This is a genomic window from Pseudorhodoferax aquiterrae (assembly GCF_014652235.1).
Classification (GTDB): domain Bacteria; phylum Pseudomonadota; class Gammaproteobacteria; order Burkholderiales; family Burkholderiaceae_C; genus Pseudorhodoferax; species Pseudorhodoferax aquiterrae.
The window spans coordinates 1-14281 of the sequence record NZ_BMYK01000014.1 but is presented as its reverse complement, the minus strand read 5'-3'; the positions used below and the strand labels follow the sequence as shown (position 1 = coordinate 14281).

13 protein-coding genes and 1 riboswitch are annotated in these 14281 nt (G+C 70.8%); of the genes, 5 read left to right on the top strand and 8 right to left on the bottom strand.

The genetic code is table 11. From position 1 onward, the window contains the following. Positions 1 to 35: 35 nt before the first annotated feature. The 8 genes from IE209_RS19850 to IE209_RS19815 form a co-directional block, all read right to left on the bottom strand. A complete protein-coding gene (locus IE209_RS19850; RefSeq protein WP_189688762.1) occupies positions 36 to 1145 on the bottom strand; it encodes a PepSY-associated TM helix domain-containing protein in 1110 nt (369 codons plus the stop codon). Then, positions 1142 to 3229 carry a TonB-dependent receptor family protein gene (locus IE209_RS19845; protein WP_189688644.1) on the bottom strand — a complete coding sequence of 696 codons (2088 nt, stop codon included), beginning with the start codon at positions 3227 to 3229 and terminating at the stop codon, positions 1142 to 1144. Before IE209_RS19845 ends, IE209_RS19850 begins: the two co-directional genes overlap by 4 nt. Before the next feature lie 149 nt (positions 3230 to 3378). Continuing rightward, on the bottom strand, positions 3379 to 4338 hold the full coding sequence (locus IE209_RS19840) for a glycerophosphodiester phosphodiesterase family protein (protein ID WP_189688643.1): 960 nt from the start codon (positions 4336 to 4338) through the stop codon (positions 3379 to 3381). Between the two features lie 34 nt (positions 4339 to 4372). After that, a complete protein-coding gene (locus IE209_RS19835) occupies positions 4373 to 5338 on the bottom strand; it encodes a choice-of-anchor A family protein (protein WP_189688761.1) in 966 nt (321 codons plus the stop codon). Between the two features lie 212 nt (positions 5339 to 5550). Beyond that, positions 5551 to 6393, bottom strand: a complete 843-nt coding sequence (locus IE209_RS19830; protein ID WP_189688642.1) for an SAM-dependent methyltransferase — start codon at positions 6391 to 6393, stop codon at positions 5551 to 5553. After that, complete coding sequence (locus tag IE209_RS19825) at positions 6390 to 7199, bottom strand: sulfite exporter TauE/SafE family protein (protein ID WP_189688641.1); 810 nt, start codon at positions 7197 to 7199, stop codon at positions 6390 to 6392. The genes IE209_RS19830 and IE209_RS19825 overlap by 4 nt, the downstream gene beginning before the upstream one ends. Positions 7200 to 7478: 279 nt before the next feature. Beyond that, positions 7479 to 7784 (bottom strand): cell division protein ZapA, encoded by a 306-nt coding sequence (locus tag IE209_RS19820; protein ID WP_189688640.1) that lies wholly within the window; start codon positions 7782 to 7784, stop codon positions 7479 to 7481. Next, on the bottom strand, positions 7781 to 8041 hold the full coding sequence (locus IE209_RS19815) for a cell division protein ZapB (protein ID WP_145545600.1): 261 nt from the start codon (positions 8039 to 8041) through the stop codon (positions 7781 to 7783). Before IE209_RS19815 ends, IE209_RS19820 begins: the two co-directional genes overlap by 4 nt. A 38-nt stretch (positions 8042 to 8079) precedes the next feature. Then, a riboswitch (cobalamin riboswitch) is annotated at positions 8080 to 8314 on the top strand. 67 nt (positions 8315 to 8381) lie between these two features. Here IE209_RS19815 and IE209_RS19810 point away from each other — a divergent pair. The 5 genes from IE209_RS19810 to IE209_RS19790 are packed head-to-tail and all read left to right on the top strand — an operon-like array spanning position 8382 to position 13975. Continuing rightward, complete coding sequence (locus IE209_RS19810; RefSeq protein ID WP_189688639.1) at positions 8382 to 10244, top strand: TonB-dependent receptor domain-containing protein; 1863 nt, start codon at positions 8382 to 8384, stop codon at positions 10242 to 10244. Next, positions 10229 to 11566 carry a cobyrinic acid a,c-diamide synthase CobB gene (locus IE209_RS19805; RefSeq protein ID WP_229882951.1) on the top strand — a complete coding sequence of 446 codons (1338 nt, stop codon included), beginning with the start codon at positions 10229 to 10231 and terminating at the stop codon, positions 11564 to 11566. The genes IE209_RS19810 and IE209_RS19805 overlap by 16 nt, the downstream gene beginning before the upstream one ends. Continuing rightward, positions 11554 to 12114, top strand: a complete 561-nt coding sequence (locus IE209_RS19800; protein ID WP_189688638.1) for a bifunctional adenosylcobinamide kinase/adenosylcobinamide-phosphate guanylyltransferase — start codon at positions 11554 to 11556, stop codon at positions 12112 to 12114. The genes IE209_RS19805 and IE209_RS19800 overlap by 13 nt, the downstream gene beginning before the upstream one ends. Then, complete coding sequence (locus IE209_RS19795) at positions 12111 to 12980, top strand: ABC transporter substrate-binding protein (RefSeq protein WP_189688637.1); 870 nt, start codon at positions 12111 to 12113, stop codon at positions 12978 to 12980. Before IE209_RS19800 ends, IE209_RS19795 begins: the two co-directional genes overlap by 4 nt. Then, complete coding sequence (locus tag IE209_RS19790) at positions 12977 to 13975, top strand: FecCD family ABC transporter permease (RefSeq protein ID WP_189688636.1); 999 nt, start codon at positions 12977 to 12979, stop codon at positions 13973 to 13975. The genes IE209_RS19795 and IE209_RS19790 overlap by 4 nt, the downstream gene beginning before the upstream one ends. Positions 13976 to 14281: the final 306 nt, after the last annotated feature.

The following is a 14281-nucleotide window of genomic DNA, read 5'->3' as shown; positions in this document are numbered from 1 at the left end:
AGCGCCATGATACTGTATGAAAAAACAGTTTTCTTTTACGGATTCTGGCGCAGCGCCCCCGCAGGCGCAGCGCGGGGGGGGCTGCGCCGGCGCCACCAGAGCCAGATGCCTGTGACGCCCAGGCTGGCCAGCACCAGGCCGCCGCCGGCCACCGCCAGTTCGAGCCAGACGCCGCCGAGCACGCCGGTGTGCAGCGGGTAGACCCAGGCGACGGCGCTGGCGCCGGGGTCGAGTTCGTTCCAGCGGTGGGTGGCGAGCACCTCGCCGCTCTGCGGGTGCAGCCAGACGGAGGTCAGGCCGTTGGGGTGGGGGTCATCGGGCAGCTGCAGCCGGATGCGCACCGGCCGGTCGGGCCGTGCCGGCAGCTGCAGATAGCCGATGGCGCCCTCCGGAAAGCGGGCCTGCGCCGTCGCGGCCAGCTGGTCCAGCGTTGGCCGTGGGCCGGCAGTTTGCAGCTTCGCCAGCCTGGGCGGCTCGGTGGGGTCCTGGCCCGCCAGCATGGTGACGAAGCCGCCCAAGGGCCGCCAGGCCATGTAAGCGCCGCTGGCCACGCTGACCGCGATCAGCAGCCCCAGCGCGGCGCCGCCGACGCGGTGCAGGTCGAACAGCGCGCGCGGCAGCCCGCGGTCCAGCGCGATGCGCCAGGAAGGCGGCCAGCGCTTGGGCCACCACAGCACCAGACCGGTGAACAGCAGCAGCAGGTAGACCAGCGCGGCGACGGCCAGGATCGCCTTGCCGATCTCCTGCAGCCACAGCGCGCTGTGCAGCTTGAACACGGTGTTGAGGAAACCCTCGGTCTCGCCGCGCCGGCCTTGTTCCTCGCCTGTGACGGGGTCGATGAACAGGGTGCCGCTCCAGTTGCCGCGCACCATGATGCGCAGGCTCTCGCCGCTGGCGCGCACAGGCCGGACCGTGAAAGTGGCGGCCGGGCCGAACTCGGCGCGGGCGCGGTCGACCAGCGGCTGAAGCGGCGTGGACGGCGGCCCCGGCGTGCGGGCCTGGAACAGGTCTGCGCGCCACCATTGGTCCAGCGGCAACGCCGCCACCAGCACGGCGCCGGTGAAGCCGGACATGACCAGCAGCCAGCCGATGGACAGTGCCGTCCAGCGGTGGGTCTTCAGCCACAACGGGCGCAGCTTCATCAGAACGCGTAGCGGCCCTGCACGAAGAACATGCGCGGCGCGCCGACCATGCGTCCGGCATTGCCGTCCACGTTGCGCGTGTAGTAGCGCTTGTCGAACAGGTTGTTGATGCCCAGCGCGATCTCCGTGCCCTTGGCGGCCGGCACCTTCCAGTTGGCATGCAGATTCCAAAGGCGGAAGCCCGGGATGCGACCGATGCCGGCGTTGGCCGCCTCGGCCTCGGTGTTGGCGGTGTCGGAATACTGCTTGCTCTGGTGCGTGGTCGCCAGGTTGAAGCGCCAGGCACCCAGCTCGTAGCGCGCCCCCAGCGTGTCGGTGATGCGCGAGTAGAACGGCACGTCCTTGCCGGCCGTGGCGCCGGACTTCTGGATTGCCCGGGTGTAGGTGAAGTTGGCGTAGACCGCCATGCCGGTCAGCGCCGTGCCCTTGTCGAAGGCGTATTCGAACGCGGACTCGATGCCCTCGTGGTCGGTCGCGCCGATGTTGCGGAAATCCGTCGATGAGCCCGGCAGCAACGCGATCTGGTTGTCGAACTTCATCTTGAAGACGGTCAGCTCGGCGCTGCTCGCGCTTTGCGTCCAGCGCGCGCCGGCCTCCAGCGTCTTGGCGACCTCGGGCTTGAGCGGGTTGGTGGCCGACTGCGAGTTCAGCTGCAGGTTCTGCACCGGGCCGTAGGAGGTGTTGTAGTTGGCGAACAGCGTGACCGCCGGCGTCAGCAGATAGGCCACGTTCAGCGAGGGCAGGCCCTTGTTGTTGGTGATGTCGAAGGCCTGGCCCGTAGCCGGCGTGTCGCGCTCCGATGTGATGTGCTCGAAGCGCAGGCCCGGCGTGATGCGCCAGGCGCCGAGCGCAATGCGGTCGTCGATGTACAGCGCATGCGCGTCGGTGGCATTGTTGTTGCGCGTCGTCGCGCCGGCCAGGCCGGTGGCCACGGCCAGGTTGTAGACGCGGTCGTTGCCACGCTCGCGCAGGTAGCGGTAGCCCACGGTCACGTCGTGCGTGGTCGAGGCCAGGCGCAGCCGGTGGGTGTAGCGCGGCTCGATGCCCAGCACCTCGTAGTCGCGCGGCTGCATGCCGATCTGCGTGCGGGCGGCGTTGATGAGGGCGCTGGTCCGCGTGCTGTCGTTGTAGTAGGCGCGGATCTCGAATTCCTGGTCGTCGGACAGCGTGTTCACGTAGCCCACGTCCACGCTCTTGCGCTCGCCGCTCCAGTAGTCGCTGGGCCGCGTGTTCTGGAACGGGTTGGCGTTGTACTGTGCCACCGTCAGGCCGCCCGGTGTGTCCGAGCGCACGTCGTAGTAGGCGAACTTGCCGTACAGCTCGGAGGAGGGCGTCAGCTCGTAGCGCCACTTGAGCGCCAGGTCGTTCACACGCTCGTCGCTGCCTTCGCGCCAGCCGCGGCCGGTCATGCCGGAGTACAGCAGCGCCAGGCCGAGGCCGTTGTCGAGCTGGCTGCCGAGGTACGTGCTGTACTGCGCGCTGCCGCCGCCTTCGCCGTAGTGGTTCAGCCGCAGCGTGGCGTCGCCGCTGAAGCCCCGCTTGGACGGAACGGGGCGGGTCGTGAAGTTGATGACGCCGCCCACGTTCTGCGGGCCGTAGCGCACGGCGCCGCCGCCGCGCACCACGTCCACCGATTCGATGTTGGCCAGGCTGATCGGCGCGAACGACAGCTGCGGCTGGCCGTAGGGCGCCACCGCCAGCGGAATGCCGTCCAGCAGGATGGTGGAGCGGGGGCTGTAGCGCCCGGTCAGGCCGCGCACGCCCACGTTGAGCGAGATCGCGCTGCCGGCGGTGCCGGAGTTGTCGGAAGACTGCACGCCCGGAATGCGGCGCAGCACATCGCCGATGCTGGTGGCGCCGGTATCGGCGATGTCCGCGCGGTCGACCACGGTGCGTGCCCCCGCGAAGTTCTTCACGCTGTTCTGCAACCCCGTGCCGAGCCAGCTCCCGGTGACCTGGATCGAGTCCAGCGTGGCCGCATCCTGGGCCCAGGATGCGGGCGGGACCGCCGCCAGCGCCAACGCCGCGGCGCCTGCGCAGCGGTTCAGGGGAAAGCGGCGTGTCTTGCCGGCACGATGGTCTTGCATGGACTTTTCCAGAGTGCTGCTGTCAATAAGAAGCACTCGCATTTGTAAAAAAGGCGCCATCCTAAGTCACCTTCATGACACGCGGTGGCACAAAGACGCATCGTTGTACTGATCCAACGCCGGCCGCTCGGCGCCTGCGCAACAGCCGCTCAGTGCAGCCGGGCCTGCGCTGTGCGCGCCTGCAGCGCGAGGTCGGGGTAGTTGCTGAACACGCCGTCCATGCCCCATCCCATGAACTTGCGGTACTCGGGCAGGGCGGTGGCGGCGCGCGCTTCGTTGAAGGTGTAGCCGTGCACCGTGAGGCCGGCCGCATGCGCCATGGCGATGAAGCTGCGCGACATGCCCTCGCCGCGGATGTTGACGCCGACGCCGCTCGCGAAGCCGGCGATCCGGTCCAGGTCCATGGCCAGCAGGCGGTTGGCCGAGCCGCTCAGCAGCACCAGGCGGTAGCCCAGGCCCAGTGCCTGCTGGCGCCGCGCGAGGTTGCGCACGGTGTCGAGGTCGAAGGACTGCAGGAAGACCTTGTCGCTGCCCACGTAGCCGGCCGCCGAGAGCACGTTGAGCAAATGGCTGGCCAGGCGCGGGCCGGCCTGCTTGGCCTCGGGGTACAGGCCGATGGCGCGCGCGCCCTCGGCTTCCAGCCGGCGGGCCAGCCCGATGATCTCCTCCAGCGTGGGCACGCGCAGCGGGTGGGCGCTGCTGGGCCTGAAGCCGGGAACGCTGAGCGCCGCAGTGCCTTGCGGACGCATTTCCAGCTGGCGGATCTCCTCGAGCGAGAAATCGGCCACCCGCCAGCCGCCGTTGCGCGCCGCGAAGCGGGTGGCGGCATCGGTGGTGCGCTCCAGTGTCGCGTCGTGCATGGCCACCAGCTGGCCATCGCGCGTGAGATGCAGGTCGGGTTCGATGCAGTCGGCGCCCATGCGCACGGCCAGCTCGTAGGCGGCCAGCGTGTGTTCGGGCAGGTAGCCCGAGGCGCCGCGGTGGGCGATCACCAGCGGGGCTGCGCCGTCGCGTGTGGGCCAGCGCCGCTTGCGCTCGGCGTGCACCGGCAGGCAGCTGGCCGCGGCCAGCGCCATGGCGGTGCGGCGGGAAACCAGGGGAGTTCGCATGGCCCCATGTTAGGGCACGCCTCCCCCCAGGGCTTCAGGCCGCCAGCTTGCGCCGGCGCGTGGCGAGGCAGAGCATGGCCAGGCCGACCCCGAACAGGGCCAGTTGGCTGGGTTCCGGCACTTCGGCCGCGGCCTCGCCGGGCAGCGTGAGCTGCGGCGCCAGGTCGGGGCGCTCGGGCTGGATCGGCTCGGGCACGCCGTAGGCCGCCACTTCGGTGCCCTGGAAGCTGCGCGTGCCCAGCAGCGTCAGCTGCGCCTGCCAGTCGGCGGCCACCACGTTGCCGCCGATGGTGCCGTTGCCGCCCTTCACGGTCGCGTGGGGCGCGAGGATGCTGGCGTCCAGCGCGATGCCGGCGAAGGTGATGCTCTCGGCCTCGTAGAAGTTCAGCAGCACGTTGTAGCCGGACAGGCCACCCAGCATGCCATTGGACAGCGTCAGGTGGCTGCCGCCGATGTTGAAGATCAGCGTGCTGCCGTACGCCAAGTTGGACAGATTGCTCCAGCCGTTGCCCGTGAAGTCGCTGGCCGTGAGCTGGAACACCTCGACTGCGCTCTGCGTGCCCGCCAGGTGCAGGCCACCCCACTGGCTCTGGCTGCTGCCCGTGGCACCCAGCCCGGCCAGGCCGCTGGACAGCTTGCCCATCTGCTGGGCCAGGGCCGTGAAGTCCAGCGGCGACGCACCGTCCAGCCATTGGCCGTTGATGCTCATGCCCTTGGTGCTGCGGGTGCCACCGACATAGGCATTGCCGGCGATGGAGCCGTTGCGGTAAGCGAGATCGCCGCCGACGACCAGGCTCTTGCCGTTCAGCGCGAAGCCGTTGGCCGAGAAGTCCCCCGCGACGGCGACGTTGCCGCCGATGCTGTTGCTGTTGCTCTTGAAGTCGCCGAAGCTGACCAGGTTGTAGGCGCTGGCCAGACCCAGCTCGACCGGTGCCGCGAATGCCGTCGAGGCGCCGAGGAGGGTGGCGAAGCCGAGCAGAAAACGGGACGATTTGAACATTCTGAATCCTGAAACTCACGCCGAAATCGGCGTAAAACTGAGCGAGTGAGCAGGATTGTGTTCAGCAATTGGCGCAAGTTTCGGCGCCTCGTACGGGCCCGCGGCAAAACTGCCGAGTACTTCACGGCGCGATGCGAATGGCCCGCGTTTTGCGCAACTACGTCACAGTTGGTGCTGCGGTTGGGACGCAACAGCCGGGCGAGCGGCCGCGCTCAGTCGGCGCAGCTGGTGCCGCTGGCGCGCGTGAGGGCCGCGCCCTTGAGCAGGCCCAGGGCGCCATCGGCCTGCGCCAGCACCAGCTGATCGCCTTGCAGCCGCAGCTGCATCTGGGTGCGGGCGCCGGGCAGCGAATGCAGGGTGTCGCCCTGGATGCGGCCTTCGTATTCGCGCACGCGCTGGCCGCGCGTCATGGTCGCCTTGAATTCCTGGAACTTCTGCTGCACGGCGAACTGCGTGCCCTGCAGCATGCCGGCGCCGCACCACAGGCCCTGCACCTGGGCCGGCACGGTCCACAGCTGCACCTTGCTGGTCTTCTCCAGGCCGACCTTCTTGTCCGGCACGGGCAGCACCGTGGTCTGGTCGGGCTTCCAGTCGCCCATGTCCCAGTCGTGCGAGACGATGCGCGTGCCGGGCTCGAGCGCGAGCAGGCGCGGGCGCAGCGCCAGGTTCACGTCGGGCAGCAGGTACATGGTAATCACGCTGGCACCGGACAGGTCGGTCTGGAAGATGTCTTCCACACGGAACTGCGCGCGCTCGGCCACGCCGGCGATGCGCGCGTTCTCCTGGCTCTGGCGCACCAGGTCGGGCACGATCTCCACGCCCAGGCCGCGCGCGCCGAAGCGCTGCGCGGCCACGATCACGATGCGGCCGTCGCCCGAACCCAGGTCGATCAGGCGGTCCTGCGGTCCGACCTGCGCGATGCGCAGCATCTCCAGCGTGACGTTGTCGGGCGAGGTGACGAAGGGTACCTCCTCGAGCGCGCGGGCCGGTGTGGCCAACGCCACGAGCCAGGCCGCGCAGACCAGCGCGGTGCGGGAACGGAGCAGGGCGTTCAAGCGGTCAGACCTTTGTAGAGCATGTAGGCGGCCAGCAGGTACAGCACGCTGGCGAACACGCGTTTGAGCATGGCCACTGGCAGCGCGTGCGCGGCGCGGGCGCCGAACGGCGCGGTGAAGAAGCTGGCCAGCGCGACCACGGCCAGCGCGGGCAGCCAGACATAGCCCAGCGTGGCGCTTGGCAGGCCGGCCACGCCCTGGCCGGCCACCACGTAGCCCACCACGTTGGCCACGGCGATCGGAAAACCCAGTGCCGCGCTGGTGGCCACCGCGTTGTGGATGGCCACGTTGCACCAGGTCATGAAGGGCACGCTGACGAAGCCGCCGCCGGCGCCCACCAGGCCGGACAGGAAGCCGATGGCGACGCCGGCTGCGAGCCGGCCCGGCGTGCCGGGCAGCTGGCGCGTGGGCTTGGGCTTCTTGTCCAGGAACATCTGCGTGGCCGAGAAACCGACGAACAAGCCGAAGAAGATGGCGAGGTAGCTGCCCTTGAGCAGTGCGAACACGCCGAGGCTGGCCAGCAGGCTGCCCAGCACGATGCCGGGGGCCAGCGTCCGGACGATGTCCCAGCGCACGGCGCCGCGCTTGTGGTGCGCGCGCACGCTGGCGATCGCCGTGAACATGATGGTGGCCATGGAGGTGGCGATCGCCATCTTCACGGCCAGGTCGGCCTCCACGCCCTGTTTGGACAGCAGGAAGGTCAGAAACGGCACCATCAGCATGCCGCCGCCGATGCCCAGCAGGCCGGCCAGGAAGCCGCTGCCCACGCCCAGCAGCACGAGCTCGATCACCAGCACAAGCGACATGAAAAAGATGCGGGGAGGGGGAGAGGGGGCGGAAAAAGGTGTCTGCAAGTGCCACCGGGCCGCAGCCTGAACCGGGGGTTCAGGTGGGCGAGGTCAGCCTGAAGTTGGGATCATCTGACGCGAGACGTTCACGCTCCCCAGGAAATGTTCCAAGCCCGTGCTCATATGAGCATTGGTTCAAGGACATAAAAGCCCGGTGCGCACCGCAGACGCTTTCATTCTAGGACGAATGCGCCGGTCCGGCTGCGCAAAGGACGCACGGACCGAAGTGGTGATGCTTTACAAAAGCCGGCCGTCGTCACCCAGTGCCGCATCGAGCTGGGCGAGGATGGCGGCCAGCTGCGCATCGGCGGGCAGGCCCGGGGCCGTGGCGGCACCGGCCGCGGGCGGCTCGGTCTGGTCGAAGGCCAGGTTCAGCGCGGCCAGCACGGCGATGCGGTCGCGCGCGCGGACCTTGCCGGCGTCGCGGATCGCGCACATGGCGCTGTCCACGCGCTGCACCGCTTCGAGCATGCGCTGCTCGCCGCCGTCGGGGCAGCCGAGCAGGTAGCTCTGGCCCAGGATCTTGGCTTCGATCTGCTTCATGGCGTGTCCTCCAGGCCCTTGTCGTCCTTGCGGTAGGCCGGCGCGGGCGCGACCGTGATGGAGTCGGGCAGGCGCTCCAGCAGTGCGTCGATGCGCGCGCGGGCCGCGCCCAGGCGCGACTTGAGCGAGTCGCGCTCCTGCGTGAGCAGCGACACCTGTTCGCTCAGCAAGGCGTTGGTGCGCTGCAGTTCGCGGTAGCGAACCAGCAACCGCTCGGTGCGCTCGGCGATCTGCTGGATTTGCGTGGCTTGGTCCATGGCGCGCGCATTGTAGGAGCCTGCCGGCGCGCCACGCCCGTAGAATCCGCGCCGTTGGTGCTCGCGGCGTGGTTCACGCGCCGCGGTTCAACGGGAAGCAGGAGGGTGCCGCCCCGCACGGGCCATCTAACCTGCGCTGCCCCCGCAACGGTAAGCGGCCGAAGCCTTCGACAAGCTTCTCCTCCATCACGACGCCACTGCGAGCCCTGCTCGTGGGAAGGCATTGGAGTGTGCGCCGCCAGCCCGGATACCGGCCAACGAGGCGGCTGCGCGCGCGCGGCCTGTGTGCCCATCGCCGGCGGGGAAGCTGGCGCGGGCGGTTTTTCGGGTGCTCCATCCCATGAAGATTCGCAAACCCCGCTGGCGCCTCGCTGCGCTGCCCCTGACGCTGTCTGCCTGCTGGCCTGTGGCCGGCTTGGCGCAGACCACGCACAGGCTGGACGACACCGTGGTCACCGCCACGCGCAGTGCGCAGCCGCTGGCCGATCTCGTGGCCGACGTGTCCATCGTGGACCGTACGGCGATCGAACGCAGCGGCGCCACCGGCGTGCCGGACCTGCTGGCCCGCCTGCCCGGCATCCAGATGAGCCGCAACGGCGGCCTGGGCTCCAATGCCAGCGTGTTCGTGCGCGGCACCGAGTCGCGCTACACCGCCGTCTACCTGGACGGCGTGCGCCTGGATTCGCAGGCCACGGGCGGCGTGGCCTGGGAGCAGATCCCGCTGTCGCAGATCGACCGCATCGAGGTGCTGCGCGGCCCGGCCGCGGCCGTCTATGGTTCCGACGCGGTCGGCGGCGTGATCCAGTTGTTCACGAAGAAGGGCGAGGCGGGCAAGCCCGCGCCGTACGCCGGCGTGGGCGTGGGCAGCCACCGCAGCTGGCAGCTCGAAGCCGGCATCAGCGGGCGCACCGGCACCGACGATGCGATCGACTATTCCCTGGGGGTGAGCAAGGAGCGCAGCGATGGCTTCAACGCCCAGCCTGCGCGCTTGCGTGGCCCGAGCGACGCTGCGCGGAACCCGGATGACGATGGCTACGCGCGCCTGTCGGGCAACGCGCGCCTGGGCCTGCAGATCAACAAGGCGCACCGGATCGACGCCACGCTGTTGGCCAGCCAGCTCGAATCGCAATACGACGGTTCGTACAGCGCGGCCAATCCGCGCGACGACCGCAACCACAACCGCCTGCGCACGGCGGGCCTGACCTGGTCCGGCCAATGGACCGAGGCCTACAGCACGCGCCTGCAGGTCACGGATTCGCACTCGCGCTATGCCACCACGCCGTCCGTCTACCGCACCGAGACCGACCTGCGCGGCTACCTGTGGCAGAACGAATACCGCATCGGCGCGCACCTGCTGAGCGCCACGCTGGAGCGCCGCGAGGACGCGCTGGTCAACGGCAGCATCGACCGGGACCGCAGCCAGAACGCGCTGGCCCTGGGCTATGGCCTGAACACCGGCCCGCACGCATTGCAGCTGAACCTGCGCCGCGACGACGACAGCGAGTTCGGCGGCCACACCACGGGCAGCGCGGCCTATGGCTACGCCATCACACCGGCCTGGCGCGCCACGGTGTCGGCCGGCACCTCGTTCCGTGCGCCCACGCTGTACCAGCGCTTCAGCGAATACGGCATCGGCAGCCTGGAGCCCGAGGAAGGCCGCAACCTGGAGGCCGGCCTGCGCTGGACCCAGGGCGCCAGCAGCGCTGGCGTGGTGGTCTACCGCAACCGCGTGCGCAACATGATCCTGTTTGGTGCAGCGGGGCCCTGTGCCGATCAGTACGGTTGCTACGAGAACGTGGGCCGCGCGCAGTACGAAGGCGTCACGCTGTCGGCCAGCCACGCCGTCGGCAACGTGCAGCTGCGCGGCTCGGTCGACTGGCAGGACCCCAAGGACCGCATCACCGGCCGCCAGCTCGCACGCCGCGCCAAGCGCTACGCCAGCTTCGGGGCCGACACGCAGCTGGCCGGCTGGACGCTGGGCGCCGAGGTGCAGACCACGGGCCGGCGTTACGACAACGCCGCCAACACCAATGTGCTGGGCGGCTACACGCTCCTGAACCTGTACGCCAGCACCCCGGTCGCACGCGACTTCCTGTTGACCGCGCGCGTGGACAACCTGACCGACAAGGACTACCAGACCGCGCGCCTGTACGACACGGGTGGCCGCATGCTGTGGGTCGGCCTCAAGTGGGCGCCGCACTGACGCAGCGCTGCCCGGCCCTCCTGGTCGCCGCCCCGGCCTCGGGCCAGGGCAAGACCACGGTCGCCTGCGCGCTGGCGCGGCTGCACGCGCGCCAGGGCCGGCGCGTGCGCGCCTTCAAGTGCGGGCCGGACTTCCTCGACCCGTTCTGGCTCGCGCAGGCCAGCGGCGCGCCCGTGCACCAGCTCGACCTCTGGATGACGGGGGAGGACGACTGCCGCGCCCGCCTGCATGCGGCCGCGCGCGAAGCCGACCTCGTCATCGTCGAAGGCGTGATGGGCCTGTTCGACGGCGAGCCCAGCGCGGCCGATCTCGCGCGCCGGTTCGACCTGCCGGTGCTGGCCGTGGTCGACGCCAGTGCGATGGCCGGCACCTTCGGCGCGCTGGCCTTCGGCCTGCAGCACTACCAGCCCGGTCTGCGCTGGGCCGGCGTGCTGGCCAACCGCGTGGCCAGTACGCGCCATGCGCAGCTGCTCCAGGCCGGCCTGCGTGCGCCCGCCGACTGGCTGGGCGGCCTGCCGCGCGAGGCGGGCCTGACGCTGCCCGAGCGCCACCTGGGCCTGACCGTGGCGACGGAGTTGGACGATGCCATGGCCCGGCTCGATGCCGCGGCCGATGCGCTGGCGCCCACGCCGCTGGGCCGGATGGATGCGGCGGCGCTGCAGGGCTGGGCCGTCGACTTCGCCGCGCCGCAGCCGGCACCCATGGCGGCGCGGCCGCTGGCCGGCCGCAGCATCGCCATCGCGCGCGATGCGGCCTTTTGCTTCGTCTATGCGGCGAACCTGGACTGCCTGCGCGCGCTGGGCGCCGAGCTGCGCTTCTTCTCGCCCCTGCAGGACGCCGCGCTGCCGGCCTGCGATGCGCTGTGGCTGCCCGGCGGCTATCCCGAACTGCATGCGGCACGCCTGTCGGCCAACACCGGACTGCGGGCCAGCCTGCACGCCCACGCGCGGGCCGGCAAGCCGGTCTGGGCAGAATGCGGCGGCATGATGGCTTTGTTCGACACGCTGGTGGACGGCCAGGGCCGGGCACATGCGCTGTGGGGGCTGCTGCCCGGGCGCGTGTGCATGCAGCCGCGGCTCGCGGCGCTGGGCCCGCAGCAGCTGGCGCTGGCGGCCGGCCTGCTGCGCGGTCACACCTTCCACTACTCCACCTGCGAGACGCCGCTGGCGCCCGTGGCACGCACGGCGCGTCCGGGCCTGGCGCCTGCGCCGGATGCCGGCGAGGCGCTGCTGCAGCACGGCAGCATCCGCGCGAGCTACTTCCACGCCTGGTTCGCCTCCAGCCCGGCGGCGACCGCGAGCCTGTTCACATGGCCGAACTGATCCTGGGCGGCCAGAAGAGCGGCAAGTCGCGCCGCGCCGAATTGGCGGCGCGCGACTGGCTGGCCGGCGCACCCGGCCGCAGCGCCGTGCTGATCGCGACCGCCTCCGGCCACGACGACGAGATGCGCGCGCGCATCGCCCGCCACCGCAGCGACCGTGCCGCGCGCGTGCCGGGCCTGGCCACCGTGGAGGAACCGCTGCGGCTGGCCGAGACCATCGGGGCGTGCAGCACGCCGCACACGCTGTTGGTGGTGGACTGCCTCACGCTGTGGCTCACCAACCGGCTGATGCCGCTGGCCGGGCCGGCCTGCACGGCGGCGGAACTGGAGGCTGCCCAGCGGGCCCTCGAAGAGGCCGTGCGCGCGGCCCCCGGGCCGCTGCTGCTGGTCGGCAACGAGATCGGCCTGGGCTTGATCCCGCTGGGCCGCGAGGTGCGCGCCTTCGTCGACGCGCTGGGCAGCCTGAACCAGCGCATGGCCGCCTGCTGCGCGCGCGTGACGCTGATGGCGGCCGGCTTGCCGCTCGTGCTGAAGGACGAAACCGCATGAAGCTTTTGCGCCCGCTGCTGCTGGCATGGGCCTGCTGTTGGAGCACGCTGGCCGCGGCGGCCGAGACCGTGGACGAGACCGGCACGCGCGTGCGGCTGGACGCGCCGCCCGCGCGCATCGTCTCGCTGCTGCCCTCGCTGACCGAGACCGTCTGCGCGCTCGGTGCCTGTGCGCGCCTGGTCGGCGTGGACCGCTTCTCCAACTGGCCGCCCGAGGTGCGCCAGCTGCCGCAACTGGGCGGCGGCGTGGACCCTCACATCGAGGCCATCCTGCGCACGCGGCCCGATCTGGTGCTGGTATCGCACAGCGGCCGCGTCGCCGAACGCCTGCGCGGCCTGGGCCTCAAGGTCGTGGTGCTGGAGCCCAAGAACCATGCCGACGTGCGCCGCGTGCTGGGCACCGTGGGCCAGCTGCTGGGCCTGCCCGACAGCGCGGCGGCGGCCGTGTGGCAGCGCATCGATGCGGGGCTGAGCGCGGCCGCCGCCACGCTGCCCGACCAGGCACGGCGCGCCCGCGTCTACATCGAAGTCAGCCGCGGTCCCTACGCGGCCAGCGCGGCCTCCTTCATCGGCGAGACGCTGGCCCGCCTGGGCGTGGCCAACATGGTGCCGGCCGAGCTGGGGCCCTTCCCCAAGCTCAACCCCGAATACGTGGTGCGCGCCGACCCCGACCTCATCATGCTGGCCAACCGCACCATGCAGGCCGAGGTCGACTACCCGGGCTGGGGCGCCATGCGCGCGGTGCGCGAGCAGCGCATCTGCCTGTTCTCGCTGGACGACGCCGAGATCGTGGTGCGGCCTGGGCCGCGCATGGACCAGGCCGCGCGCGTGATGGCCGACTGCCTGAAGGCGAAGGCGCCGCCATGAACCAGCGCCGCGCCGCCTGGCTCGCGCTCGCCTTGGCACTGTTGTCCGCGGCCCTCGTGCTGCTGGGCGCCAGCGTGGGCAGCACCGGCTTCGACTGGCCCTGGCGGTTGGGTGACGACCCCATGGGCTGGCAGATCGTGCAGGACATCCGGCTGCCGCGCACGCTCGGAACCTGGCTGGCCGGCGCGCTGCTGGGCTTGGCCGGCGCCATCGCGCAGGGCCTGTTCCGCAACCCGCTGGCCGACCCCTACCTGCTCGGCAGCGGCTCGGGCGCACTGCTGGGCGTGGCGGCCAGCATGGCGGCGCTGGGCGGCTCGCCATTCGCGTTGTCCTGGATCGCGCGCATGGGTCTGGCCGGTTCGGCCTTCGTCGGCGCCGTGGCCGGCGTGCTGCTCACGCTGGCGCTCGCGCAGGGCGTGCAGCACACGCTGCGGCTGCTGCTGGCCGGCGTGATCGTGGGCGTGGTGCTGAGCGCCTTCACCTCGCTCCTGATGCTGCTGTCGCCCGAGATCATGCAGGCGCTGCAGGCCTTCATGCTGGGCAACACCAGCACGGTGGGCTGGTCGGCCTGCGCGCTGATGGCCGTGCCGCTGGCGCTGGCTGCGCTGGTGGCCTGGGCGCTGTCGCCCACGCTGGACGCGCTGGCGCTGGGCGAGGCCACGGCCATCAGCCTGGGGCTGCCGCTGCCGGCCATGCGCATGGCCCTGGTCGCCATGCTGGGCCTGGCCACCGGCGCGGCCGTGGCGCAGACCGGTCTGGTGGCCTTCGTGGGCCTGGCCGCGCCGCACCTGGCGCGCTCGCTGGTCAAGGTCACGCATGGCCGGCTGATCCTGCTGGCCGCCGGCACGGGCGGCGTTCTGCTGCTGGCGGCCGACATCCTGGCAAGGGGGCTGATCGCGCCGCAGGAGCTGCCAGTCGGCGTGCTGACGGCCGTGCTGGGCGGCACCTACCTGCTGTGGCGCATGCGCCAGCGCACGCGCGGAGGCGCGCCGTGAGCGCAGCAGTGACCCCAGGCGGAGCGCAGCAATGGCCCGAGTCCGCGGCCAAGCGCAGCGATGGCCCGAATCGGAATTTCCCCTGTGCCCCTGCCGAGGAGCGCAGCGCCATGGGCTGCGCAAGGGCACCTTGCGCTTCAATAACTGACTCATTGCGCTTGTTCGAGCTGAGTGAACGCAGTGAACGGTGCGAGTTGCGCAATGCAGCCCATGGCGCGAGCACCGCAGGTTGCCCGGAGCGAAGCGGAGGGACAGGGGCACCGGGGTCGCCTTCTCTTTGCTTACTTTCTCTTGGCGAAGCAAGAG